The sequence below is a fragment of the Streptomyces sp. JH14 genome (genome assembly GCF_029428675.1).
GTDB lineage: Bacteria > Actinomycetota > Actinomycetes > Streptomycetales > Streptomycetaceae > Streptomyces.
Genome location: NZ_JAJNEL010000001.1, coordinates 6,534,924 through 6,557,933, shown reverse-complemented (window position 1 = coordinate 6,557,933; position 23,010 = coordinate 6,534,924). Strand labels below are relative to the sequence as shown.

The window sequence follows — 23,010 nt, the reverse complement described above, 5'->3', positions numbered from 1 at the left end:
AATGGGGCTCAGGGACAGAGGATCACCTGACCCGCGTACGAGAGATTCCCGCCGAATCCGAAAAGGAGCGCCGGGGCGCCGCTCTCGACCTCGCCACGTTCGATCAGCTTGGACAGGGCCATCGGGATCGAGGCCGCGGATGTATTGCCCGAATCCACCACATCCCGGGCGATGACCGCGTTGACCGCACCGATCTTCTTGGCAACCGGTTCGATGATCCGCAAGTTGGCCTGATGCAGTACCACCGCGCCGAGGTCCTCGGGGGCGACACCGGCCCTTTCGCACACCTCGCGCGCGATGGGCGGCAGCTGGGTGGTGGCCCAGCGGTAGACGGACTGCCCCTCCTGGGCGAAGCGCGGCGGCGTCCCCTCGATCCGTACCGCACGGCCCATCTCCGGCACCGAGCCCCACAGCACGGGCCCGATTCCGGGCGCGGCGTCGCCGCCTCCCTGCGGGTCCGCGACCACGACCGCGGCGCCCGCGCCGTCGCCGAGGAGGACACAGCTGGAGCGGTCGGTCCAGTCGGCGACATCACCCATCTTGTCGGCACCGATCACCAGCGCCCGGGTGGCGGCGCCCGCCCGGATGGCGTGGTCAGCGGTGGCCAGGGCGTGGGTGAAGCCGGAGCAGACGACGTTGATGTCCATCACGGCCGGCGAACCCATACCGAGGCGGGCGGCGACCCGAGCCGACATGCTCGGCGAACGGTCGATTGCGGTGGAGGTCGCGACGAGGACCAGATCGATATCCGCAGGGAGCAGACCGGCCGTGGCCAGCGCCTTGGCCGCCGCGTGCGCGGCCAGCTCGTCCACCGGCTCGTCAGGACCTCCCACATGGCGGGTCCTGATCCCGACACGGCTGGTGATCCACTCGTCGCTGGTGTCGACCATGGCGGCCAGATCGTCGTTGGTGAGCACCCTGGCGGGCTGATAGTGGCCGAGCGCCACTACACGTGAGCCGGTCATGTACGGGTCCCCTCGCTACGTATGGCAGGAACTATCCAGTCTTGGTGGCTACCGCCCGGTACGGGGGCACGTGATCCCACAGGATTACCGGCCGGGGGTTGGAGGCTTGACGACAGCCTTGACCCCCCTCTCCGCATACTGTAGACAATATTCTGTCGACTTGACGTCGTCTCCTGTTCCCTCGCTCGGTCCCTTACCGAACGGAGAGCCCCGTGAAAGTCACAGTTGTCGGCGCCGGTGCGATCGGCGCCCATGCCGGGGCCGCCCTGCACCACGCCGACGCCGAGGTCAGTCTCATCGCCCGCGGGCGGCCGAATGGATTCGCCGTCGCGGGCCGCGGCTTCGACGCCCGCATCTCCACGGAGCACGAGGCGCCGCTCACCGACTCGGCGTGTGTCCACTGCGGTGTCGGACGCAACGTCACCCTCCATGTGCAGGACAATGAGATCGCCAAGGTCACCTCACCGCACGACAACCCGGTGACCCACGGCCATGGCAATCTCTGCATCAAGGGCCGTTTCGGCTTCCAACACGTACAGAATCGGGTTTAACCGCCATGGGACGGGTCACCGAGCGCCGCCGCACCATCCGCATCCGGGACGGAGTGGTCTCCGCCCGCCCCGACACCCTTGTCGCCGAGGAGCCCCTGGAGATCCGGCTGAACGGCCGGCCGCTGGCCATCACGATGCGCACGCCCGGCGACGACTTCGCGCTGGCCGCGGGGTTCCTCGTCAGCGAGGGCGTGATCGGCGACGGGTCCGAAGTGCAGTCGATCGTGTACTGCGCAGGGGCGACGGCGGACGGCGTGAACACGTACAACGTGGTGGATGTGAAGCTCGCACCCGGCGTGGAGGTCCCCGACATCACGCTCGAGCGCAACGTCTACACGACGTCGTCCTGCGGGCTGTGCGGCAAGGCGAGCCTCGACGCGGTCCGCACCACCACCCGGCACCCCATCGCAGACACTCCCCCGGTCCGGGTCGAGCCCGCGCTGCTCTCGGCCCTCCCCGACCGGCTGCGCGAGTCGCAGCGGGTCTTCGACCGGACCGGGGGTCTGCACGCGGCGGCACTGTTCTCCGAGACGGGGGAACTGCTCGACATCCGGGAGGACGTCGGCCGGCACAACGCGGTCGACAAGCTCGTGGGCCGGGCGCTGACCGACGGCCGGCTGCCGCTGTCCCGGGCGATCCTGCTGGTGTCGGGACGGGCCTCGTTCGAACTGGCCCAGAAGGCGGTGATGGCCGGGATCCCGGTGCTCGCCGCCGTCTCGGCACCGTCGTCGCTCGCCGTCGATCTGGCGGCCGAGACCGGACTGACCCTGGTCGGCTTTCTGCGGGGTCCGTCCATGAACGTGTACGCGGGTGACCACCGCATCGCCCTGGAGGCGACGGTCGGCACGGGCTGAGCCGCCCGGCCCGCGACACGGGTCAGGGGTCCGGCCGGCGGGGAGCGCCCCCTGCGCCGGCCGGTCCCTCCCCCCTGAGTGCATCGTCGAACGACGCCGCACACGGTCCACGCAACCCCGCGGGCGGGCGCATCAGCCCACCGCGACCGGCTCCTCCGCCATCCGGCCGCCGGCCGGAGCCGTCGGCCGCTCCCGGAACTCCTCCTCCGGGTCGCGCGAGCGACGCTTCGCGATCACCGCGCACACCATCAGCTGCATCTGGTGGAAGAGCATCAGCGGCAGCACGGCCAGGCTCGCCTGCGCCCCGAAGAGCACGCTCGCCATCGGCAGGCCCGAGGCCAGGCTCTTCTTCGAACCGGCGAACTGAATGGCGATCCGGTCCCCCCGGTCGAAGCCGAGCCGCTTCGCCCCGTACCAGGTCAATGCCAGCATCAGCGCGAGCAGCGCCGCTTCGGCGACGAGCAGCGCGCCGAGCCGGACCGGGGTGACCTGGTGCCAGATACCGGCGACCATGCCCTCGCTGAACGCGGTGTAGACGACCAGCAGGATCGATCCCCGGTCGACATAGCCGAGCACCTTCTTGTGCCGGGTGAGGAAACCGCCGATCCAGCGGCGCAGCAACTGCCCGGCAGCGAACGGCAGCAGCAGCTGGACCCCGATCTTCAGCAGCGCGTCCGCGGAGAATCCGCCGCCGCTGTTGCCGAGCAGTGCGGCGGCGAGCAGCGGCGTGACGAAGATGCCGGCGAGCGAGGAGAAGGAGCCCGCGCAGATCGCCGCGGGCACGTTGCCGCGGGCGATCGAGGTGAAGGCGATCGACGACTGGATCGTCGACGGGACGAGGCAGAGGAAGAGGAAGCCGCTGTAGAGCTCTGGTGTCAGGACGTACGGAACGAGGCCCTCACCCGCCAGCCCCAGCAGCGGGAACGCGACGAACGTGCAGGCCAGGACCGTCAGATGGAGCCGCCAGTGCCTGAGGCCGTCGAGCGCCTCGGCGGTCGAGAGGCGGGCGCCGTACAGGAAGAAGAGGAGGGCGACCGCTCCGGTGGAGACGCCGCCCGCCACATCGGCGGCGGCGCCCGACGCGGGCAGCAGCGCCGCAAGCACGACGGTGCCGATCAACGCGAGGATGTAGGGGTCGATCGGCAGCCAGGACGGCAGCTTCATTGTGCGGCGGCTCATGTGCTCCACGTGTCTCTCGTTCAGGTCGTGCCCTCTCCATCCTGCTCTTGATCACCGCAATCGGGAATCCCATATACCACTCTCACTGTCATCACGCTTCGCGATAGCCTGGGCGCTATGTACGACCCTGCGCAGCTGCGTACCTTTCTCGCCGTCGCCCAGACGCTGAGTTTCACCCAGGCCGCCCGCCGGCTGGGTGTGCAGCAGTCGACGGTCAGCCAGCATGTGCGGCGGCTGGAGGATGCGACGGGACGGCAGTTGTTCACCCGGGACACGCACCGGGTCGATCTCACCGTGGACGGTGAGGCGATGCTCGGCTTCGCGCGGACGATCCTGCAGGCCCACGAGCGGGCTGCGGCGTTCTTCACCGGGACGCGGCTGCGCGGCCGACTGCGGTTCGGGGCCTCCGAGGATTTCGTACTGACCCGGCTGCCGGAGATCCTCGAGGCGTTCCGCCGCGACCACCCGGACGTCGAGCTGGAGCTGACCGTGGAGCTGTCCGGCACGCTGCACCAGCAGCTGGCGGCGGGCCGGCTCGATCTGGTGCTCGCCAAGCGGCGGGCCGGCGACACGCACGGCGAGCTGGTCTGGCAGGACGCGCTGACCTGGATCGGTGCACCGCATGTGCGGGTCGATCCGGACCGCCCGGTTCCGTTGGTCCTCTTCCCGCCGCCGGGCATCACCCGCGCCCGCGCTCTGGAGGTGCTGGAGGAGCACGGCAGGTCCTGGCGGGTCGCCTGCACGAGCACGAGTCTGAGCGGACTGATCGCGGCCGCCCACGCCGGGCTGGGCGTCATGGCGCACACCCGCGGCCTCATCCCGCCGGGACTGGCCCCGGTGCCGGCCAGGGCGGGTCTGCCGGAACTCGGCGATGTGGACTTCGTCCTGCTGCACGGCCGACGCCGGGACGCGGCGCAGGAGGCCGCGGATGCTCTTGCGGCGGCGATCCTGGCGGGGGGCGACCGGCTCATCCGTTCCGTCGGGGGGATCAACGCGATCGGCGGACGCGACGGCGCGTGACCGTGGCGTACAGATTCGGTGGAGATTCCCGCGCGAGCTGCATACTCCTCCGGCAGAAGCGCGCCCGAGCCTTGCCCATCTGGCCGGATATCTGTGGCTGACCTGTGCATATCCCACACTGTCCGCCGCTTCGGGGCTCTCCCGCTGCGCCGTCCGATCGGGTAGCGTCACGGCGCTGTGCGGAGCGCCACAAGGAGCAGTTCATTGCGCGAGTTCACGGTCCCACCCATGGCGGCCGCGCCCCATGTCGGCGGGCTGGCTGATGCCGTCTTCGACTACGCGGAGGAGGATCCGCACCGGGTCGCGCTCGGCCGGAAGGACGCGGCCGGACAGTGGCGCGATGTCACCGCGGCCACGTTCCGCGACGAGGTGCTCGCGCTCGCCAAGGGGCTGATCGCCCATGGAGTCCGGTTCGGTGACCGGGTCGCCCTGATGTCCCGCACCCGCTACGAGTGGACCCTCTTCGACTTCGCACTGTGGACGGTCGGCGCGCAGTCCGTCCCCGTCTATCCGACGTCCTCGGCGGAGCAGGTCTTCTGGATGCTGCACGACGCCGAGGTGTCCGCCGTCATGGTCGAGCACGAGGACCATGCGATGACGATCGCCTCGGTGATCGACCGGCTGCCGCTGCTGAGACGGCTGTGGCAGCTGGACGCCGACGCGGTGGCCGAGCTCGTCGACGCGGGCGCCCATGTCGAGGACGAGGTCGTGCACCGGCACCGGCGGGCGGTGACGCCCGAGTCCGTGGCGACCGTGATCTACACCTCGGGGACGACGGGCCGCCCCAAGGGCTGTGTGATCACCCACGCCAACTTCATGTTCGAGACGGACACCATGGCCTCGCGCTGGGAGCCGGTCTTCCACTCCAAACCGGGCGACGAGGCCGCGACGCTCCTCTTCCTGCCGCTGGCGCACGTCTTCGGCCGTATGGTGGAGATCACGGCGATCCGCGGCCGGGTGAAGCTGGGCCATCAGCCGGAGCTGTCGGCGAAGGCACTGATGCCGGACCTGGTGACGTTCCGGCCGACCTTCATCCTGGCGGTGCCGTACATCTTCGAGAAGGTCTTCAACGGGGCCCGGCGCAAGGCCGAGGCCGAGGGCAAGCTCGGGCCGTTCGACAAGGCCTTCGACGTCGCGGTGAAGTACGCGGAGGCGATGGAGCACAAGGCGTTCGGCACCGGCCCCGGCCCGTCGCCGGGGCTGCGGATGCAGCACCAGTTCTTCGACAAGGTCGTGTACAAGAAGGTCCGCGACGCGATGGGCGGCCGGGTGCGGCACGCCATGTCGGGCGGCTCCGGCATGGAGCGGCAGCTCGGCCTGTTCTTCGAGGGCGCGGGCATCACGGTCTACGAGGGGTACGGGCTGACCGAGTCGACGGCGGCAGCCACCGCCAATCCGCCGGAGCGCACCCGGTACGGCACGGTCGGGCAGCCGATCCCCGGCACCACCGTGCACATCGCCGACGACGGCGAGGTGTGGGTGTACGGCGGCAATGTCTTCGGCGGCTATCTGGGCGACCCGAAGTCCACCGACGCGGTGCTGCACGACGGCTGGCTGGCCACCGGCGACCTGGGCGCGCTCGACGAGGACGGCTATCTGACCATCACCGGGCGGAAGAAGGAGATCCTGGTGACGTCGGGCGGCAAGAGTGTGTCGCCGGCCGGCCTGGAGGAGCGGGTCCGGGCGCATCCGCTGGTCGCGCAGTGCATCGTGGTGGGCAACGACCGGCCGTACATCGCGGCGCTGGTGACTGTGGACCAGGAGTCCGTCGACCACTGGCTCTCGATGCAGGGGCGGCCGCCGATGAACGCGGCGAACCTGGTGCGCGACCCGGATCTGGAGATGGAGGTCCGGCGGGCGGTGGTGGCCGCCAATACGGCGGTGTCGCAGGCCGAGTCGATCCGTACGTTCCGGATTCTGGCGCATCAGTTCACCGAGGAGCACGGCATGCTGACCCCGTCGCTGAAACTGAAGCGGAAGGCGATCGAGACGGCGTACGCGACCGAGGTCGACGCGCTGTACGGCTGAGGTGCCGCCCGCGGGGAGCAGTCCTGAAATGCCTCTCGCAGGGGAATGCATCACGGCCCTTGATCGTTGACCATGGGAGTACGAAACCGACGACGTAAGGATCGACCGCTCGTGAGCAAGGTCCCCTCCCTCACCCTCAACAACGGCATCGAGATGCCGCAGCTCGGGTTCGGTGTCTGGCAGGTGCCGGACAGCGAGGCCGCGGAGGCGGTCACGACGGCCATCGAGTCCGGGTACCGGAGCATCGACACCGCCGCGATCTACGAGAACGAGAAGGGCACCGGCGAGGCCGTCGCCGCCTCCGGTGTCGCCCGCGAAGAGCTGTTCATCACCACAAAGCTGTGGAACAGCGAACAGGGCTACGACTCCACGCTCCGCGCCTTCGACGCCTCGCTGGAGAAGCTGGGTCTCGACTATGTCGACCTGTACCTGATCCACTGGCCGGTGCCGGCCAAGGACGCGTACATCGACACCTACAAGGCCTTCGAGAGGATCTACGCGGACGGGCGCGCGAAGGCCATCGGTGTCTCGAACTTCCTGCCCGAGCACCTGGAGCGCCTGCTCGGCGAGACCTCCGTGGTCCCCGTGATCAACCAGATCGAACTGCACCCGCAGCTCCAGCAGGCCGAGTCGCGCGCCTTCCACGCCAAGCACGGCATCGCGACCGAGGCCTGGTCGCCGCTGGGTTCGGGCCGGGGTCTCCTGGAGGTTCCGACGGTCGTCGCGATCGCCCGGAAGCACGGTCGCACGCCCGCGCAGGTGGTACTCCGCTGGCACCTCCAGACGGGCAATGTGGTGATTCCGAAGTCCGTGACGCCGTCGCGGATCGCTGAGAACATCGATCTGTTCGACTTCGAGCTGGACGCCGACGACCTCGCCGCGTTCGCCGCGCTGGACGAGGACAGGCGTCTCGGCCCCAACCCGGGCGAGTTCAACGCAGGCGCCTGAGCCCTGCCGCTCCACCACCGCATCGCGCACGACCGCCGCCCGGCCTCCCGCCGGGCGGCGGTCGCATGCCTGACCCTGGAGGACCGCACATGAGCGGCGAGACCGCGCCCGTCGTCGCAGCCGGTCCGTACCGGCTGCGCAATGTCGGCAGCGGGCTGCTGCTGGAGGTCCACGGCTCCGCCAGGGGCAGTGGCGCGAATGTGCAGCAGGGCAGGGAGAGGGAGGACGGGGCGGGCGCCCAGCAGTGGCAGCTCTCCCCCGTGCACGAGGGCGCCGCCCTCTACCACCTGACCAACGTCCACAGCGGCAAACGACTGGACGTCGCCAACGCCTCCACGGAGAACGGCGCCAACGTCCAGCAGTGGAAAGCCAACAACTACGGCGCCCAGGAGTGGCTGATCGAACAGCACCTGGAGGCATCGGGCACCGTGACGCTGGTCAGCTTCATCAGCGGCCTCGTCCTCGAAGTGGCCGACGGCAGTACGGCGGACGGCGCCAACGTCCAGCAGGGGGAGGACACCGACTCCCCCGGCCAGTGGTGGCAGTTGGAGCCGGTCGTCTGAGGACTGTCCTGTCGCGCTGCACTCCGCCACCGGGCCTTCACGCAGACATGGTCACGGCGTCGGCGGGAGACCGTTCGGGCACACGCACGGAGCCGTGACGCACCTGCAGTTGCCCAGCCCCGTCGAAGGCGTCAGCACGGGAGGCGGGTTCGTGGGACGGATCCGGATCCCGCCCTCCGGGTTCTGCCCCCTGCCCACCTCCAGCAGCAGGGTGCTCGACGTGCCCGGCCCCTGTGGCTGCTCCAGCCGATTGTTCGGCCTGCCCTGCCCCCGCTCCACATTTCCTGGCTGCATACCCGAGGGATGCTCGGGACAGATCGGTGGCTCCGTCTGGAGGCAGATATGCGTGCCCGGCGCCGCGGCCGTGGCCAGGCCCTGCGGCGCTGCCGCGGCGCTCACCGCGCCCGTCCCGCCGACGATCATCGTGACCAGGCACGATGCGCCTATCAGAGAAGCTTTTCGGTGCCGGATTCTTCTCACCATGACAGTGTCCTTGCTTGCGAAGGTGGGATGCGCCTGCCCCGTACCGGCCATCGTGGAACGGGGGGCATTGCCGTGGTGTGACGCCGGCGTGACCGGGCTCGGGATCTCACTGCGCGGGGGCTCGTGCTCAGCCGCAGTGGCGCAGACGGACGCGGCGAATCCGTCTCCGTCTGCTGATCCCCGTGGAGTGGACTGTGGTCCGGGCCGTGCCGCGTGGAGCCCCGATGATCAGCGCCATCCTCCCTGCCGGACGTCCGGCGCCAGGGCTCAGTGCCCCCTTCGATCGATTCATGGTGAGCAAGCAGCCCCGGTTCTCGGCTGCCGCGACACCACCGGGCCTCGCGGCCGCCGCCCGCACGAGAGACCGCCTTCTGCCTGGTCAGGTGTGCCGACCCAGGTGGACCGTGCGCACCGTGAGCAGGAATACGTCCGGGCGCCGGCGCAGCCCCGCCGGGTCGTCGGGGTCGAGCAGCCGGTCGAGTACGGCGAGGTCGTCGTCCTCGAGCGCGTCGACGTACGTCTCTCGCCGCCGGGCGAATTCGGCGATGACAGGGTCGCGGGCCCGGTCGGGGAGCGGTGCGGGAAGGTCGAGGAGGAAACTGCGGGTGCCCTGCGGCGACAGCCCCACTGCGGCGAACAGGGCGCTCCAGTCCTCGATCTCCCGCTTGGCCTCCGGCAGGGCCGCCCGCATACCCTCGAACCAGTCCGCGGTCACCGCATCGAGCCTGGCCTCCAGACCCGGCCGGCCCATCCCGATGTCGCGCGGCAGCTGACGGGGCTGCAGCCCGCCCTCGACGAGGGCGACGGTGCCCCCGGGGCGCAGCAGACCGGCGAACCCGGCGAGGGCGGCGCGCTGGTCACCCATATGGTGCAGCGCGTTGCCCGCCCAGACGATGTCCGCGGCCCCCAGCGTGGCCAGCTCGTCAGGGAGTTCGGCGTGCAGGGTGCGGACGCGATCGCCGAGACCCAGCCGTTCGGCGCGGGCCCGGGTGCGCTCCAGGAGCGCCGGGGTGCCGTCCACGGCAACGACTTCGGCCTCGGGGAACATCTCGGCGAGCAGACACGTGACCACGCCGGGACCGCTGCCGATGTCGAGGACCCGGCGTACCCGCGGGGCGTTCGGCAGACTCGCGATCCATTGGGCGGCCTCTCGGTACTGCGCGCTGCTGAGCTCGGCGTTCTTCTCCAGAACCGGGGCCATGACGTCCCAGTCCAAGTCGGCGCTGTCGTGGTGGTGACGGTGCGCGGCGCGGTCGTGGGGGCCGCGGGCGGCGTCGTGGTGAGGTCCGTGACCGGCGTGGCTGTCCATGCGCACAACATTCCCTGCGCATCGGACGTCCGGCAAACTTTGTTGCCGATTCGGCAACCGGCCGTCGCTCCGGTGGTCCCGAAAGGACCCGGCCGGCGCTGCGGGAAGGGCCGGACCGGCAGGTACCGGCCCGGCTCAGCCCCGGCGCCGGAACACCACCAGCCGGTACTCGGGATCGGGGCGCGGCCGGTCCTGGTCGGGCAGGCCCAGCAGCGCCGCCGCCAGCTGTTCGGCCGCCTCCCCCGGCAGCTCCAGGCGCGAGACGAAGTCGCCCTTGCGCACCGCGCGCGCCGCCGACCGCGGCGTCCGCCCCTGGCCGTGGCCGAGGAAGCGGGCCTCTCCCATGACGTCGAGCCCGGCCTCCGCCCCGTAGCCGACGACCAGCTCCTCGCGGTCGGACGGCCTCGGCCTCAGATACGGGGCGAACGCCTCGTCGATGTCGCTGCCCACGTCGTGCGCCGCGTCCTTGTCGACCGTGGTGACGAACACCCCGCCGGGCCGCAGTACCCGGGCCGCTTCGGACACCACCGCCCGCACGTCCCCCGCTCCTCGCAGCAGATGCAGCAGCCAGATCGCCCCGACCGCATCGACCGCGCCGTCAGCCAGCGGCAGCCGCCGCGCGTCGGCGAGCGCCACCGCGCCGATCCGCTGCCGGGCGAACCTCGCCATGCCGTACGAGGCGTCGGTACCGAACACCTTCAATCCGGGCCGAGCGAGCACGATCCGTTCGCCGACGAGCCCCGTACCGCAACCGATGTCCAGCAGCGTGCGGGCGGATTCCGGGACCAGGTCCAGCACGGCGCGGGCTGCGGATTCGGCCCTGGGCACGCCGCCGCGGGTCGCGTCGTAGACAGCCGCTTCGGTGTTGTAGTCCAACATGCGTGCGACTGTAGGTCACCGGGCCGAATCCCGGATGGGGAAAGCCGGGAACGCGTGGATGCGGGCGAAGTCCGGGCCTACGACCGGCGGCGGGGCTTGCCGCGCTTGGCGCCCTTGGAGCCGCCGGATCCGGCGGACCCGCCCCGCGGACTCCTGCCCGCCGACTTGCCGGCTGCGGGCTTGCGCCGTGCGTCGCCCCCGTCGGGGCGCTTGCGCTCCTTCGGCTGTGGCGCAGTGGCGGTGCGCCCCCGGGAACTGTTCACGGTGCGGCCGCGGACGATCCCGATGAAGTCCTCCACCATGTCGGTGGTCGCATCCTCCGGCCACGACAGCGCGACGCGCGACTCGGGGACACCGGTGACCGGCCGGTACGTGAGGTCCTTGCGATGGTGCAGACGGGCCAGGGACTGCGGGACGACGAGAAGACCCACCCCGGCCGCCACCAGTTCGATGGCATCCGCAGTCGTGGCGGGGCGCTCGTTCGCGGACTGTCCCGGCGGACGCTCCCAGTCGAGGGTGTCGTCGAGGGGATGCAGCACGATGTCGTCGGCCAGATCGTCCACGGACACCTCCTCGACCGCCGCGATCAGGTGGTCCTTCGGGACCACGACCACCGTCGTCTCGGTGTAGAGAGGGATCGCGCTGAGGTCCGTCCGGTCCATCGGCAACCGCACGAAACCCGCGTCGGCACCACCGGCCCGCAACACGTCCGGGGCCTCGGCAGGAGTCACCGCGACGAGGGCCAGCGGGATGTCCGGCAGCCGCTCGTTCCAGATACGCACCCACTTCGTCGGCGTCACGCCCGGTACATAAGCGAGCCGGAAAGAAGGGGGTACCTGGGAGCCTGTCACCCCGCCAGGTTACCGGTCGTGGTCGGAGGTATCGCACACGCTCGCTACTCTTGACACCATGACGTCCCACCAGACCACCCAGACGATGAAGCCCGCGACCGCGGCAAAGAAGCTGGGTGTGTACCTCGAGGCCACCCCCGCCGAGTTCCAGGAGGGTGTCGTCTCGCGCAGCGAGCTGAACGCGCTGCAGGCCGATCCGCCCGAGTGGCTGCAGGAGCTGCGCCGCAACGGCCCGCACCCGCGCCCGGTGGTCGCGGCGAAGCTCGGCATCTCCATCTCGGGTCTGGCCCGGGGCGGAATCACGGACGCCCTCACCACGGAGCAGATCGACGCGCTGAAGAAGGACCTCCCCGAGTGGCTGCAGAAGGAACGCGCCACCCAGGCCGAGGTCCGGAAGGAAGCAGTGCGCATCAAGGAGAAGAACGCGGAGCGGAGCGAGCAGGCCGACCGTCCTCGTTCCTGACCGCCGCACACGCACAACGCCTCCGGCTCCGTACGCAGAGCCGGAGGCGTCGGCGTAGGCCCACCCTCCGATGCGCTGCGCCCGGCCACGGCACGCTGAGGCGCTGCAAGATCGTCCCGCGGCGGGTCTTCCGGCGCATCTCTCAGGCCGATTCGCCGGGCCTCAGATACCGGTAGCCGCTGTCGGTCTCCTGGGCGAGCCACCCGTTGAGGCTGCTGAGGCCGCGCTCGTTGATCTGGGCATCGTGGATTGCGAAGGCCCGCTGCGGTTCGATCGCCTTGACGAAGTCGATCGCCTCCGCCGTCTTCATCCACGAGCCGTGGGCCGGGACCAGGAGCGTCTCGATCGGCTGGTCGGGCACGTGCAGCGAGTCACCGGGGTGGTAGAGCGCCTCGTCGACGATGTAACCGAGGTTCGCACAGTCCGGTTGGTCACCGTAGATGAACGCGTGACGGCCGCCGACCGCCCGTACACGGAAGCCGGCGGCGGTGAACGTATCGCCGGTGGACACCCCGGTGACCTGCAGCCGTGGAATGTCCGCTTCGGCGGGGGCGTGGACCGGCACACCGAGTCCCGCCAGGCGAAGGGCGTCGATGTGGTCGGCGTGTTCGTGAGTCACCAGCACGGCGTCGGCACCGGTCAGGGCGGCAGGCTCGCTCCACGTCCCGGGATCGATGACGAGCACTCGGCCTTCGTGTTCAAGCCGTACACATGCGTGGGTGTATTTCGTGATCCGCATGGCGCACAGACGTACCCAGGCCACGGCACCCCGAACCGCTGGGACGGACACGCGGGCCGTGCCGGGCCACGCTCCCGCCGGCGCGTGTCATGGCCCGCGCCCTGACGAGCGCGGGCACCCCGTTCCTCCTGTGCGCGGCGTCCCCCTCCGTCAGTGCGCCCCGTGCCCCGGAGCGATCGCCTCCAGCCGCGCCGCCAGCGTCATGTCCTTCTCGGTGACCACGCCGCCCGCGTCGTGCGTGTGCACCGCCAGGGAGACGGTGTTGTAGCCGAGTGTCAGATCCGAGTGGTGGTTCAGCTCGTCCTGGATCTGGGCGACATGGACGGTCAGCGCGGCGGCGGCGAAGTGCGAGGCGAGCCGGTACGTGCGGGTGATCCGGTCTCCCTCCAGCGCCCAGCCGGGCAGCTCGCGCAGCCGGTCCTCGATCTCTTTCTGCGACAGCGGTTCGGTGGGCACGGGGCGGCTCCCTCACGAGGTCGGTCGGTGATGGGCGGTGGCGGTGACGTTACGGTCTCCGTATGACAACTGTCGCGCCTGACACGGGGGTAGGGCCACTACTGCGCAGCTGGCGGGAGCAGCGCCGGATCAGTCAGCTGGAGCTGGCCCTGCGCGCCGACTCCTCGGCCCGCCACATCTCGTTCATCGAGACGGGGCGTTCCCGCCCCAGCGAAGAGATGATCCTGCGGCTGGCCGAGCACCTCGACATACCGGTCCGGGAACGCAACACCCTTCTGCTCGTGGGCGGTTACGCGCCCCGGTACGCCGAGACCGCCTTCGACGACCCGGCGATGGGCGCGCTGCGCGACGGCATGGAGCAGCTGTTGCAGGGGTACGACCCGTATCCGGCACTCGTCGTCGACGGCACGTACACCGTGGTGGCCGCCAATCGGGGTATCGCGATGCTGTTGGACGGGGTGGCGGAGCATCTGCTAACGCCGCCGCTGAACGCCATGCGGCTCACCCTCCATCCGCAGGGTCTGGCACCGCGCATCCGCAATCTGCGCGAGTGGCGGGCCGATCTGCTGGCACAGATGGAGCGTCAGATCGCGTTGGTCCGGTCGGCGGAGCTGCGCGAGCTGTACGAGGAGGTCGCCGCCTATCCGCTCCCCGAGGAGTTCTCCGGCGGTCGGGACGAGCCGGCGCGGCCGCTTTCGGCGCTGTCGTTCGCGCTGCCGCTGGTGATCGAGCACGACGGTCGGGTGCTGTCCTTCGTCTCCTCCATCGCGACGTTCAATACGCCGATGGACGTGACGGTGTCCGAGCTGGCGATCGAGACGTTTCTGCCCGCCGATCAGGAAACCGCCGCGTATCTGCGGTCACTCGCACCGTGACCGCCGGGCGTCAGGTCCTGCCCCGTCGGGCCCGACGGCGTGTCAGTTCTTGGCGAGCGGGCGGATCCACGGGGCATCGGCGCGCGCCAGTACGGTTGCGGCCGCAGTCACCCCGGCCAGGATGATCAGAGCGAAGAGCAGCGGCAGCGCCGGGTGTCCGTGCAGGAAGGCGAAGGTGCCGGCGACGGCGCCGAGCAGCATGGCGCAGGCGGAGAGCACCCGTCGCCCTGCCTTGCTGCCCGTCCCTCCGACGAGGCGGCTGTCGGCGGCGATGCCGGTGATGGTGAGGGTCAGCACGGTGGTCATGAGGTCGGGGACCGCGAGGGCACGCGCGGCGGCGTTCTGCACGCCGAGGCCCAGGGCGAGCAGCACGATGAGGGTGAAGCGGACCTCGCCGACGTACGGGCTGCCGGACGTCTGGGTGACGATCACGGCGGCCGTGAAGCACAGGGTTTCGGCCAGGAGCGCGTACTGGAGCATCTTGCCCCGGTGGGCGTGACGGTGCACGAGCAGGCCACTGAGCACCGCACCGGCGATGAACGAGACGAGCGCCACGAGCGAGGCGGTGACCGAGAAGCCCGGGGCTCCGGCCACCGCGAAGCCGGAGAAGACCACATTGCCGGTCATGTTGGCGACGAAGACCCGGCCGAGCTGCAGAAAGCTCACCGCGTCGACCAGTCCGGTGACGACGGTCAGGGCGAGCATCATGGGCGGCAACGGCCCGTGCCGGTCGGTCATGTCCGGTACGAGGGTGGCCCATGCCTCACGAAACAGGACGGGCATGGGCACGCTCCAATCACCAGGACGGAATCAGGATTGTGCCGTGATCGGGGTGCGGAACGGAGGACCGCCGCAGCGTGTGCCGCCCCCGCACCGCTGGGTGGGGGCGGCACACGCTGTGTAAGAGCGTCCGCCGGTAGGGAAAAGGTGTTGCCCCCGGCAGTGGGCGGGACGATCATGACAAAGATGTCGGATCTGCTTGAGCGCGTGACCGCCTTCCGCGCCGCCTTCGCCCGCCGCCAGGCCTCTGAGACCGTCGAGCTGCCCGGGGCCTTCGCCGTCCGCGACTCGGACTTCCCCCAATCCCAGGAGCACAACCAACTGATCGTCCACGCCTCAGACGCCGACCCGGCCGCACTGCCCGAACTGGCTGCGCAGGGCCTCGGACCGCGCCAGCAGTACCGGATCACGGTGCTGGACGAGGCGCTCGGGGAGCGGGCCACCCCGGTGCTGGCGGCGGCCGGCTACGACCGGGACACCGAGCTGATACTGGCCCGGGAGACAGCTGGCTGCGCGCTGCCCGAACCTGCCGCGCACCCGGTCGAGCTGGCCGAGCTGCGAGCGGCGGTGTTCCGCCAGCAGCTGGACTGGGGCTTGGACGAGGATCTCGCTCGACAGCTCACCGAGCGCCGTACCGCCCGCCTGCGCGGCGCCGAGAAGGTGTCCTTCCTGGCCGCCCGGACACCGGATGGGGAGGTCGCGGCCTGGGCCGACCTCTACCTCGACCGAACCGCCGGGCTGGCTCAGCTGGAGGACCTCGTCACCGCTGTGCTGCACCGTAAGCAGGGCCACGGAGACACCTTGCTCGCCACAGGGCTGGCGTTGGCCGCCTCTGCCGGGATCCCGCAGCTCTTCCTCGTCGCGGACGCGACCGACTGGCCGCGCGAGTGGTACTCCTGCCGCGGCTTCACCGAGCTCGGCCGCAGCTACTCCTTCCTCAACCGCTGACGGCGGGGATGAACCGGTGCCCACTGCTGCCGAGCACCCTGAGCCCGGGTTCGGCTGCAAACCAGCGACAGTGCGCCAACTTCCCCAAGGTGTATGCGAGTAGGCGATAGCAGGGCAGACACGGTTCGCCCGATCATGGAGCTCTCTATGCTTCATGATCACCGGGGGATCCGTGCCTGCTGTCCCATCATGCATTCTCGCCCCGATCCGCGACCAGTTCCTCGCGCTGCTGCCCGTGCGCGAGGACCGGCACCCGCTGGGCTGCCACAACCCGAGGATCAGCGATGCGCTCGTCTTCGACCGCCTGGTACAGGTCCTGGTCTTCGGCTGCGGATACGAACGTGCCGCCGACGAGCACTGCTCGGCCACCACCTTGCGCCGGCGCCGCGACGAGTGGATCGCCGCTGGCGTGATGGAGACCTTGCGGCTGATCGCGCTCTCCGCCTACGACCGCATGATCGGCCTCGAACTCGACCGCCTGAGCGCCGATGGCTGCATCACCAAGGCGCCCTCTGGTGGCGAGTGCGCCGGCAGGAGCCCGGTCGACCGAGCCAAACTCGGCATGAAACGCTCGCAGTTGACCGACGGTACCGGTATACCGCTGGTCACCGAGCCCGCACCGGCCAACGCCCGCGACCACACCCTGCTGCCCGCTACCCTCGACCGCTTCACCGCCCTGGAGCCGACCCTCGGGCCGCTGCCCAAGCACCCGCGCCTTGCCCTGGATGCCGGATACGACTACCAGATGGTCCACGACGACCTGGCCGCCCGCGGGATCGATGCGCGCATCGCCGCGCGCGGCGCGAAGACCCCGATCCAGACCGGCGGCCGTTGGGTGGTAGAGCGCACGAACTCCTGGATGAACAACTTCGGCAAACTCCGACGCTGCACCGAACGTCGGAGAGCGGCCATCGAGTTCTTCCTCGCCCTGGCCGCCGCCATCATCACCGTCCGCTGCCTGATCCGACGCTCCTGGCCCCTCTACCGCTGGAACACCCGACCCCGAAACCCACGCATCCGATGACCTACTGGCGGACGCTCTAAGCGCGAAGCGGTTATACGCGCGCGCCGTTGTCGCGCGGGTCCCGGCGTTTCGCTCCTGCGCCGGACGTGCGTCCGGAAGCGCGCTTGCGGGCGGGCGGCGGGGTCTTGGCTCTCTTCTCCAGGGTGAGCGCGACCGGTACGGCGGTCAGGACGGAGGAGTACGTGCCGACACAGATGCCGATGAGCAGGGCGAGCGCGAAGTCCTCGAGGGAGTCGCCGCCCAGCACGGCGAGGGCGGCCAGGATGAAGAGGGCGCCCATACCGGTGTTGACGGTTCTGGGCACGGTCTGCAGGACGGCGCGGTTGGCGATGGTCGACACGGATGCGCGGCGTGCCTTCGCCCACAGTTCGCGGACCCGGTCGAAGACGACCACCGAGTCGTTGACGGAGTAGCCGATGACGGTGAGGAGTGCGGCCAGGAAGATGCCGTCGACGGTGCGGCCGAGCCAGGCGAACGCGCCGACCAGCAGGATGACGTCGTGGACGAGCGCGGCGACCGATGCCAGGGCGAACGTCCAGCGGAACCGGACCGCCAGATAGGCGAGTTGCACAGCGACGGCGACGGCGAGCGCGATCAGCGCGTTGCGCCGCAGTTCGTCACCGAGGCTGGGGCCGATGAGCTCGTCGCGGACCTTGGTGGTCTGGCCGCCCTCCTCGGCGAGGGCGGCACGCAGGGCATGCTCCTCGTGGTTGTCGAGGTCTCCCGTGCGTACGGAGAGGTCACCGGCGCCCGCCGTGGTGACCTCGGCGTCGCCGAATCCCGCTCCGGCCAGGACGGTGCGGGCGGTCTCCACGTCGACGGGCCGGCTCGTGGAGTACTCGACGAGCCGGCCGCCGGTGAACTCCACGCCCAGGTTGACACCCCGCACGACGATGCCGAGGACCGCGACGGCGATCAGTGCCGTGGAGATCAGCAGCCAGCGGCGGGGGGACCGGAACAGCTGTGGGTCGCGGCGGGCCAGCCAGGTCCGTACGCGTCCGGGGCGTGCGATGCCGTTGACGCCCCGGTAGTCGCCGACGAACCGTGAGCGGGACGCGATCTCGGTGAGGGCGCGAGCGATGACGAGTGCCGAGAACATCGACGCGAGAACACCGATGGCGAGCGTGACCCCGAAGCCCTTGACCGGTCCGGAGCCGAGAAAGAAGAGCAGGCCGGCCGCGATCAGTGTGGTCACGTTGGAGTCGGCGACCGCGCTCCAGGCGTTACGGAACCCGGCGGTCATCGCGGAGCGCAGGGAGCGGCCGGACCGTTCCGCGTACTCCTCCCTGGCGCGTTCGAAGACCAGCACGTTCGCGTCGACCGCCATCCCGATGGCGAGGACGAACCCGGCGAGTCCGGGCAGGGTGAGGGTGACGCCGAGGGCGACCAGCGCGGCGTACGAGATGACTCCGTACGCGGCCAGGGCCGTCGCGGCGAGGGCGCCGAAGAGCCGGTAGACGAACGTGATGAAGAGAGCGGTGGCGGCGGCCCCGATGAGGGCGGCACGGGCGCTGGCGTCGATGGCGGCGGCGCCGAGCGTCGGGCCGACGGTCCTCTGTTCGACGATCTCGACGGGAAGGGGCAGCGCGCCGCCCTTGATGAGCAGCGCGAGATCGCGGGCCTCGTCGGCGCCGAAGGAGCCGGTGATCTGCGTGGAGCCGGACGGAAGGCCCACGTCGCAGCCGACGGACGGGGCGACCTGGGGCGAGGAGATGACCTGGTCGTCCAGGACGATGGCGACCCGCCGCCGTTCGTCCTGAGCGGGATGGCAGGCGGCTTCGCCGGTCAGCCGGGTCCAGTCCCGGCCCGCGCCCTTGTGGAAGTCGAGGGCGACGGTCCAGCCGGCGCCCTGCTGGGCGTCGAAGGAGGCCCCGGCGTCCTTGACGCCCGCGCCGGTGAGCCGGGCCGGGCCGAGAGCGAGAAGGCGGCCGTCCTCGTCGGGCAGCGTCAGCCCGGTGGCCTTGCCCTTCTGCTGTTCCGTGCCCTGGCCCCGGACGGCGTGGAAGCTGAGCTGGGCGGTCCTGCCGACGACTTCGGCGGCCTTGCGCGGGTCCTGGACGTCGGGCAGTTCGACGATGATCCGGTCCTCCCCGGACCGGGTCAGGGTCGGTTCGGAGACGCCGAGCGAGTCGATGCGCCGGCGCAGCACCTCAAGGGTCCGGTCGGTGCTCTCCCGGTCCGCCTTCGCGGTGGCGGAGTCCTGGGCCTGGAGCACCATCCTGGTGCCGCCCTGAAGGTCGAGGCCCAGTCTGGGTGACATGGTCAGCGTGATGAGCACGGAGACGAGCAGCACGGCAGCAGCCAGGACCGCTCGCACCGTGGTGGCGCGAGTCATGGGAATCCTCCGAGGGACGACGGCCGCCCTCACCGGGGCGTGGACGCGCCGTCAGATCTGTCGAGCAGAACGGTGGCCGAGGGAACGGTCCGTCCTCGGAGGGCCCCGTACACCGGGGAGCGCCACGCGGAAGCGGTCGGCTGCGAAGGAGGGTGCGTCCGCTGCCTGATGCCGAGCGGGAAGCGGTACCTGGATGCCGAACGGCCCCGGCAACAGGGCGCCGCCGGGGCCGGGCGGCGGGAGCTGGTGCTGAATGCGGATGTGGTCGGTGGCGACCCAGGGCCGGGGCACGGCCGGGACGCGCGTGAGTTCGTGGCCGGTCGCCGTGGCCGTGCGGGTCCGCCGGGTGTCGTGCGGGGGACCGGTGCGGGCGGTCAGGTCGGTGCGCCGGGCGGGCGTCGGGGCGGCAGGCGTGTGCGCGGCAGCGGACTCAGGACCGGACAGGAAACGTGGCGGGGTTCCGGCTCCGGCGGCCGCGACGGCTGCGGACGCGCCGCCGACGACGGAGAACACGACGAGGAGGAGCGCGACCAGGGTTTGACGGGCCGCCGTCACGCGCCCCCGGCCCGCCGTACGGCGGGCCGGGCTGTTCGGGCACCGTCCCAGGGGCGTGTACCCCGCGAGCGGCCCCGGGAAGGTTGTCACCTCACCTGGCCGGGCAGGGCGGGTGCCGCGCCGGCCGCGCGGAGCGCGGAGCCGAGGATCAGTCCGGCGCCGCGGACCACCGTGGTGGCAGGGTCGTCGGCGAGTCGCACCGGAACCCCGAGGCGGACCGCGATCCGGTTGGTGATGTCGGGGCGCAGCGCACCGCCTCCGGTGAGCAACGGCCCCTTCCGCAAGGCTCCGAGGACCGCGCCGTGCCGGTCCTGCCGCCACATCTCCATGATCATGTCCAGCGCGGTGCGGACGACGGCGGTGGCCGGCTCGGCGGGCCCGAGGTCGCTGAGCCCGGTCTCGGCCTGGCGGGCGTCACGGACCATTCCGTCGACCAGGAGGGTGACTTCGGTCAGCTCGGCGCCGATGTCGACGACGAGCAGCGGGCCGCCGTCCTGCGGTCCGGCGTATGCGGCGGCGGCTCTGGCGCTGTCCAGCACGATGATGCTCGTCGGCCCGAGTGCGGCGAGCAGCTCCCGCACCTCGGCCCGGTGTTCGGGCCCGGCGAGCACCGGGTGGCTGAGGACGATCAGGGTCTCGCCCCGGTCGGCGCCCAGCGCCGTGTCGGCGAGGCGGCTGAGCATCCGGCCGCAGGACTCGGGGTCGGCGATGCGCCCGCGCCGGACCGGACGGCCGTGACCGGTCCCGCCCTCGGGATCGCCGCCGGACTCGGCGTCGGTGACGACGCCGAGTCCGGGGATCCAGGCGCGGGTGCGGGAGCTGCCGAGGTCGAGGGCGAGTCCGCGGGTGACACCGCGGTACCCGTTGTGGATGGACCGGCCGTGTCGCCGTCCGTCGTGCGGAGAATGCACCGTCCCTCATCCCCCGGCCTGCCGCAGCAGCCGTTCACACACACGTCGACCCGCCGATAGCGAGGCATGACCGAGCCCTCACTATGCAATAAGAAGGTAAAGAAAGCCACTCTCAGGCAAAATCCAAGGGTTCGGCGCGCCCGTCCGTCCACTCTCGCGGACGGACGCCCGAGTGTTCCGCCCGTCACACCTCCGACGGCAGGAACCCGGCGATCAGCTCGGCGAACTCGTCCGGTGCGGCAATCCGTACACCGAGATCCTCCGCCTTGGTGCGCTTGGACCCGGCCTTCTCCCCGGCGACCAGCAGCGTGGTGCGCTTGGAGACGCTGGACGAGGACTTCCCGCCGGCCCTCTCGATCAGCTCGTTCATCTGGTTCCGCGAGAGCTTCTCGAGCGCCCCGGTCATGGCTCCGGTGACCACCACCGTCATCCCGTCCAGAGGCCGTTCGACCGCCGCCTCACCGTCCGCGGGGGCAGCGGCATCCGTACCCTCCTCGCCGGGCTCCGGCGGCGGAGTCGCGCCGGGCTCGGCCATGTTGACCCGGGCGGCGACCAGCTTCTCGATCAGCGGCGCCAGTTCCGCCAGCTCCGCGACCACCGCGGCAGCCTTCTCCTTGCCGATGCCGTCCACCTGCTGGAGCGCGTCGGCGTCGGCGGCCCGGATCCTGTCCATGGTCGCGAAGTAGCGGGCGATCCGCCGTGACATGGAGCGCCCGGTGCCTCGTACCCCCAGCGCGCAGAAGACCCGCGAGAGCGGCTGGGCGCGTGCGGTCTCGATGGCGGCCAGCAGATTGTCGGTGCTGGTCTCGCCCATCCGCTCCAGGCCGAGCAGTTGCTCGCGTTCGAGCGTGAAGAGGTCGGCGAAGTCGGCGACGAGTCCGGCGTCGACCAGCTGGACGACCCGGGTCGCGCCGAGCCCTTCGATGTCGAGCTGGTCACGGCCCGCCGCGTACGAGATGGAGGCCACCAGCCGGCAGTCACGGCCCCGGACACAGCGCCAGCGCTGCTCACTCGTGTCGATCTCGGAACCGCACTGCGGGCAGACCTCGGGGAAGACGATCGGCTTCTCGTCGCCGGTGCGCAGATGGGCGACGGGCGCTTCGATGCGGGGGATGATGTCGCCCGCCTTGTAGACCATGACCCGGTCGCCGAGCCGGAGATCGCGGCGGGTGATGTCCGCCGGGTTGTGCAGTGTGGCGTAGCTGACGGTCGATCCGTCGATCTCGACCGGCTCCAGCACGGCGCGCGGCGCGATGATGCCCGTCCTTCCGACATTCCACTCGACGCCCAGCAGCCGGGTGACCTTCTCGACGGCCGGGAGCTTGTACGCGATGGCCCAGCGGGGCGCCCGGGTTCCCGACCCGGCCTCGCGCTGGTCGGCGGCGAGATCCGCCTTGATCACGATGCCGTCGATACCGAACGGCAACGAGGCACGCAGCGCGGCGACCTCCTCGATCCGGGCCTGCGCCTCCTCGACGGTGGTGACCGTGCGCGGGGCGACGTCCGTGTCCGCCGCCGTGTGCACGCCGAGCCCGGCGACGTACTCCAGGACCTCGCTGTGCGGGAGTTCGGCCAGGGTGGCGGTCAGCGCGCCGGAGTCGGGCAAGGGCAGGGCACCGTAGGCGAAGAACGTCATCTCGACCGTGTACGGACGGTCCTTGGCGCGAAGGGTGCCCGCCGCGCCGTTCCTCGGATTGGCGAAGGGGGCGCCGCCGTGCTCGGTGCGCACGGTGTTGGCCTGTTCGAACTGCTCGTTCGTCATCAGGATCTCGCCGCGTATCTCGATCGTCACCGGCTCGCCGAGCTGCTCCGGGAGCCCGGCGACGGTGCCGATGGCATGCGACACGTCCTCTCCCGCGGTGCCGTCGCCCCGGGTGATCAGGCGCTCCAGCCGGCCCGACCGGTAGCGCGCGGCGACCGCGAGCCCGTCGAGCTTCGGCTCCACGCTCCAGGCAGCCACGGGTCTGCCGATCCGGCGCTCCAGGGAAGCCGTCCAGGTGGCGAACTGCTCGGCGGAGAACACGTTGTCCAACGAAAGCATCGGCACCGTGTGCGGCACGTCCCCGACCGCGGCACCGCCGGCGACCTTGCCGGTGGGTGAGGCGGCCAGCACGTCCTGCGGATGCGCCTCCTCGTACGCGGCGATCCCGCGCACCAGCCGGTCGTACGCGTCGTCGTCGAGCGTGCTCTCGCCGGTGGCGTAGTACGCGGCGGCGGCCGCCGAGGCTTCTTCGACCGCGGCGGCGTAGCCGGCGGCATCGGCGAGCACAACAGCTGAGTTCGTCATGCCCCCA

22 protein-coding genes are annotated in these 23,010 nt (G+C 70.8%); 10 read left to right on the top strand and 12 right to left on the bottom strand.

Features of this window, described 5'->3' with window-relative positions:
* Window positions 1-8 precede the first annotated feature (8 nt).
* Window positions 9-965 (bottom strand): beta-ketoacyl-ACP synthase III, encoded by a 957-nt coding sequence (locus LRD69_RS29580; RefSeq protein WP_277324470.1) that lies wholly within the window; start codon window positions 963-965, stop codon window positions 9-11.
* A 212-nt stretch (window positions 966-1,177) separates the two neighbouring features.
* Between LRD69_RS29580 and LRD69_RS29575 the strand changes: the two genes are divergently transcribed.
* Entirely contained in the window at window positions 1,178-1,516 is a 339-nt protein-coding gene (locus LRD69_RS29575) for a 2-dehydropantoate 2-reductase N-terminal domain-containing protein (RefSeq protein WP_277324471.1), read from the top strand.
* Window positions 1,517-1,521: 5 nt separating this feature from the next.
* Window positions 1,522-2,370 carry a formate dehydrogenase accessory sulfurtransferase FdhD gene (fdhD, locus tag LRD69_RS29570; RefSeq protein WP_277324472.1) on the top strand — a complete coding sequence of 283 codons (849 nt, stop codon included), beginning with the start codon at window positions 1,522-1,524 and terminating at the stop codon, window positions 2,368-2,370.
* 132 nt (window positions 2,371-2,502) lie between these two features.
* On the opposite strand, the gene LRD69_RS29565 is transcribed toward fdhD, so the two are convergent.
* Complete coding sequence (locus LRD69_RS29565) at window positions 2,503-3,549, bottom strand: bile acid:sodium symporter family protein (protein WP_277324473.1); 1,047 nt, start codon at window positions 3,547-3,549, stop codon at window positions 2,503-2,505.
* A 108-nt stretch (window positions 3,550-3,657) separates the two neighbouring features.
* On the opposite strand from LRD69_RS29565, the gene LRD69_RS29560 reads away from it, so the two are divergent.
* The 4 genes from LRD69_RS29560 to LRD69_RS29545 all read left to right on the top strand — a co-directional run bounded on the left by LRD69_RS29560 (window position 3,658) and on the right by LRD69_RS29545 (window position 8,108).
* Entirely contained in the window at window positions 3,658-4,569 is a 912-nt protein-coding gene (locus LRD69_RS29560) for a LysR substrate-binding domain-containing protein (protein ID WP_277329571.1), read from the top strand.
* A gap of 228 nt (window positions 4,570-4,797) precedes the next feature.
* Window positions 4,798-6,597: a long-chain fatty acid--CoA ligase gene (locus tag LRD69_RS29555; RefSeq protein WP_277324474.1), complete on the top strand. Its 1,800-nt coding sequence runs from the start codon at window positions 4,798-4,800 to the stop codon at window positions 6,595-6,597.
* A gap of 111 nt (window positions 6,598-6,708) precedes the next feature.
* Window positions 6,709-7,545 carry an aldo/keto reductase gene (locus LRD69_RS29550; RefSeq protein ID WP_277324475.1) on the top strand — a complete coding sequence of 279 codons (837 nt, stop codon included), beginning with the start codon at window positions 6,709-6,711 and terminating at the stop codon, window positions 7,543-7,545.
* A gap of 89 nt (window positions 7,546-7,634) precedes the next feature.
* Window positions 7,635-8,108, top strand: a complete 474-nt coding sequence (locus LRD69_RS29545) for an RICIN domain-containing protein (protein WP_277324476.1) — start codon at window positions 7,635-7,637, stop codon at window positions 8,106-8,108.
* Window positions 8,109-8,970: 862 nt separating this feature from the next.
* Here LRD69_RS29545 and LRD69_RS29540 read toward each other — a convergent pair.
* The 3 genes from LRD69_RS29540 to LRD69_RS29530 form a co-directional block, all read right to left on the bottom strand.
* Window positions 8,971-9,900, bottom strand: a complete 930-nt coding sequence (locus LRD69_RS29540) for a class I SAM-dependent methyltransferase (RefSeq protein ID WP_277324477.1) — start codon at window positions 9,898-9,900, stop codon at window positions 8,971-8,973.
* A 135-nt stretch (window positions 9,901-10,035) separates the two neighbouring features.
* The gene (locus LRD69_RS29535) at window positions 10,036-10,779 is read right to left on the bottom strand and encodes a class I SAM-dependent methyltransferase (protein WP_277324478.1); all 744 of its coding nucleotides are present in this window, start codon (window positions 10,777-10,779) and stop codon (window positions 10,036-10,038) included.
* Between the two features lie 77 nt (window positions 10,780-10,856).
* Window positions 10,857-11,630, bottom strand: coding sequence for a LysR family substrate-binding domain-containing protein (locus tag LRD69_RS29530; protein WP_277324479.1), 774 nt, complete (start codon window positions 11,628-11,630; stop codon window positions 10,857-10,859).
* 58 nt (window positions 11,631-11,688) lie between these two features.
* On the opposite strand from LRD69_RS29530, the gene LRD69_RS29525 reads away from it, so the two are divergent.
* Complete coding sequence (locus LRD69_RS29525) at window positions 11,689-12,093, top strand: DUF5997 family protein (protein WP_277324480.1); 405 nt, start codon at window positions 11,689-11,691, stop codon at window positions 12,091-12,093.
* Window positions 12,094-12,235: 142 nt separating this feature from the next.
* Here the strand turns inward: LRD69_RS29525 and LRD69_RS29520 are convergent, their stop codons facing one another.
* Entirely contained in the window at window positions 12,236-12,832 is a 597-nt protein-coding gene (locus LRD69_RS29520) for an MBL fold metallo-hydrolase (protein WP_277324481.1), read from the bottom strand.
* A gap of 150 nt (window positions 12,833-12,982) precedes the next feature.
* Window positions 12,983-13,288 carry a 4a-hydroxytetrahydrobiopterin dehydratase gene (locus LRD69_RS29515; protein ID WP_277324482.1) on the bottom strand — a complete coding sequence of 102 codons (306 nt, stop codon included), beginning with the start codon at window positions 13,286-13,288 and terminating at the stop codon, window positions 12,983-12,985.
* 62 nt (window positions 13,289-13,350) lie between these two features.
* Between LRD69_RS29515 and LRD69_RS29510 the strand changes: the two genes are divergently transcribed.
* Window positions 13,351-14,163, top strand: coding sequence for a helix-turn-helix transcriptional regulator (locus LRD69_RS29510; protein ID WP_277324483.1), 813 nt, complete (start codon window positions 13,351-13,353; stop codon window positions 14,161-14,163).
* A gap of 42 nt (window positions 14,164-14,205) precedes the next feature.
* On the opposite strand, the gene LRD69_RS29505 is transcribed toward LRD69_RS29510, so the two are convergent.
* The gene (locus LRD69_RS29505) at window positions 14,206-14,946 is read right to left on the bottom strand and encodes a YoaK family protein (protein ID WP_277324484.1); all 741 of its coding nucleotides are present in this window, start codon (window positions 14,944-14,946) and stop codon (window positions 14,206-14,208) included.
* Window positions 14,947-15,129: 183 nt separating this feature from the next.
* Between LRD69_RS29505 and LRD69_RS29500 the strand changes: the two genes are divergently transcribed.
* Window positions 15,130-15,891, top strand: a complete 762-nt coding sequence (locus LRD69_RS29500; protein ID WP_277324485.1) for a GNAT family N-acetyltransferase — start codon at window positions 15,130-15,132, stop codon at window positions 15,889-15,891.
* A 172-nt stretch (window positions 15,892-16,063) separates the two neighbouring features.
* Window positions 16,064-16,915 (top strand): IS5 family transposase, encoded by an 852-nt coding sequence (locus tag LRD69_RS29495; RefSeq protein WP_277324486.1) that lies wholly within the window; start codon window positions 16,064-16,066, stop codon window positions 16,913-16,915.
* Window positions 16,916-16,946: 31 nt separating this feature from the next.
* Here LRD69_RS29495 and secD read toward each other — a convergent pair whose 3' ends face one another.
* From secD to ligA, 4 genes are all read right to left on the bottom strand, one after another.
* Window positions 16,947-19,250 (bottom strand): protein translocase subunit SecD, encoded by a 2,304-nt coding sequence (gene secD, locus LRD69_RS29490; RefSeq protein ID WP_277329568.1) that lies wholly within the window; start codon window positions 19,248-19,250, stop codon window positions 16,947-16,949.
* Between the two features lie 51 nt (window positions 19,251-19,301).
* Window positions 19,302-19,805 (bottom strand): hypothetical protein, encoded by a 504-nt coding sequence (locus LRD69_RS29485; RefSeq protein WP_277329567.1) that lies wholly within the window; start codon window positions 19,803-19,805, stop codon window positions 19,302-19,304.
* Window positions 19,806-19,891: 86 nt separating this feature from the next.
* Window positions 19,892-20,677, bottom strand: a complete 786-nt coding sequence (locus LRD69_RS29480) for a rod shape-determining protein (protein ID WP_277329919.1) — start codon at window positions 20,675-20,677, stop codon at window positions 19,892-19,894.
* A gap of 223 nt (window positions 20,678-20,900) precedes the next feature.
* Window positions 20,901-23,003 (bottom strand): NAD-dependent DNA ligase LigA, encoded by a 2,103-nt coding sequence (gene ligA, locus LRD69_RS29475; protein ID WP_277329566.1) that lies wholly within the window; start codon window positions 23,001-23,003, stop codon window positions 20,901-20,903.
* Between the last annotated feature and the right edge of the window lie 7 nt (window positions 23,004-23,010).

Bases quoted from the DNA above. Each gene is read 5' to 3' on its own strand.
- LRD69_RS29580 (WP_277324470.1), bottom strand. From the start codon at position 965: ATGACCGGCTCACGTGTAGTGGCGCTCGGCCACTATCAGCCCGCCAGG.
- fdhD (WP_277324472.1), top strand. From the start codon at position 1,522: ATGGGACGGGTCACCGAGCGCCGCCGCACCATCCGCATCCGGGACGGA.
- LRD69_RS29565 (WP_277324473.1), bottom strand. From the start codon at position 3,549: ATGAGCCGCCGCACAATGAAGCTGCCGTCCTGGCTGCCGATCGACCCC.
- LRD69_RS29555 (WP_277324474.1), top strand. From the start codon at position 4,798: ATGGCGGCCGCGCCCCATGTCGGCGGGCTGGCTGATGCCGTCTTCGAC.
- LRD69_RS29545 (WP_277324476.1), top strand. From the start codon at position 7,635: ATGAGCGGCGAGACCGCGCCCGTCGTCGCAGCCGGTCCGTACCGGCTG.
- LRD69_RS29540 (WP_277324477.1), bottom strand. From the start codon at position 9,900: ATGGACAGCCACGCCGGTCACGGACCTCACCACGACGCCGCCCGCGGC.
- LRD69_RS29535 (WP_277324478.1), bottom strand. From the start codon at position 10,779: ATGTTGGACTACAACACCGAAGCGGCTGTCTACGACGCGACCCGCGGC.
- LRD69_RS29525 (WP_277324480.1), top strand. From the start codon at position 11,689: ATGACGTCCCACCAGACCACCCAGACGATGAAGCCCGCGACCGCGGCA.
- LRD69_RS29520 (WP_277324481.1), bottom strand. From the start codon at position 12,832: ATGCGGATCACGAAATACACCCACGCATGTGTACGGCTTGAACACGAA.
- LRD69_RS29510 (WP_277324483.1), top strand. From the start codon at position 13,351: ATGACAACTGTCGCGCCTGACACGGGGGTAGGGCCACTACTGCGCAGC.
- LRD69_RS29505 (WP_277324484.1), bottom strand. From the start codon at position 14,946: ATGCCCGTCCTGTTTCGTGAGGCATGGGCCACCCTCGTACCGGACATG.
- LRD69_RS29500 (WP_277324485.1), top strand. From the start codon at position 15,130: ATGTCGGATCTGCTTGAGCGCGTGACCGCCTTCCGCGCCGCCTTCGCC.
- secD (WP_277329568.1), bottom strand. From the start codon at position 19,250: ATGACTCGCGCCACCACGGTGCGAGCGGTCCTGGCTGCTGCCGTGCTG.
- ligA (WP_277329566.1), bottom strand. From the start codon at position 23,003: ATGACGAACTCAGCTGTTGTGCTCGCCGATGCCGCCGGCTACGCCGCC.